General features: G+C 32.0%; 1 protein-coding gene. It reads left to right on the forward strand.

All coding sequences use genetic code 11. From position 1 onward, the window contains the following. Window positions 1-775: alpha/beta hydrolase (locus AC1DTM_RS29545; RefSeq protein ID WP_477001598.1), on the forward strand; the 775-nt coding region annotated here is incomplete at its 5' end. Window positions 776-818: the final 43 nt, after the last annotated feature.

The raw sequence follows: 818 nt of genomic DNA on the forward strand, positions 1-818 counted from the left end.
ACTTGAAGAAGAAGCGATGTATTTAATGAAGGAAGCCATTATAGAGAATGGATTTTGGTACGGAAGCGAGTATTTAATTTCCGATGATGATTTAAAACCACTACATAAATTTGAAGAGTTTCATAGAATGGTTCAATTATGTAAAGAAAGAGAAGAATTAGCAAAGAAATCGGAACAAGCAGACCTGAAATATAAATACAGCAAACAAAATGAAAATCTACTAATAACACTGCATGGGGATCAAGAAAATATACAAATAATAGAACCATATTGGAACTCTGTAATGGAACAAGGTTTTATGCTGGCATTGCCTCAATCTTCCCAAATTCAATTTTCAGATGGATATGTTTGGGATAATATCGAAAGAGGAAGAGAAGAGTTAAAAGGACATTACAATAAGATTATATTGAATAATACATTTGAAAATATTATTATTGGTGGCTTTTCTGCTGGGGCAAGAGTAGCGTTACATTCCATGTTACAAGGTGAAATAGAAGTGAACGGTTTTATTTTTGTGGCACCGTGGCTCCCGGAAATGGAAGAATGGGAAGAAATGATTGGAATATTACATGATAAAAGCATAAAAGGATATATAATATGTGGGGATCAAGATGAAGATTGTTTCGAATGTACACAGCAATTTGTAAAGTTATTAAAGGATAAAAATATAGAACATAAGTATAAAGTTGTGCCTAACTTAAATCATGATTATCCTCATAATTTTGAGGAGTTATTAAAAGAAGCTATTGAATATATAGGAAGCAAAAACAATTGATTGGTAGTAAGAAAGGGAGATGCATCATATGTGATGCATCTCC

It is taken from the genome of Bacillus sp. P4_D3 (assembly GCF_056401855.1).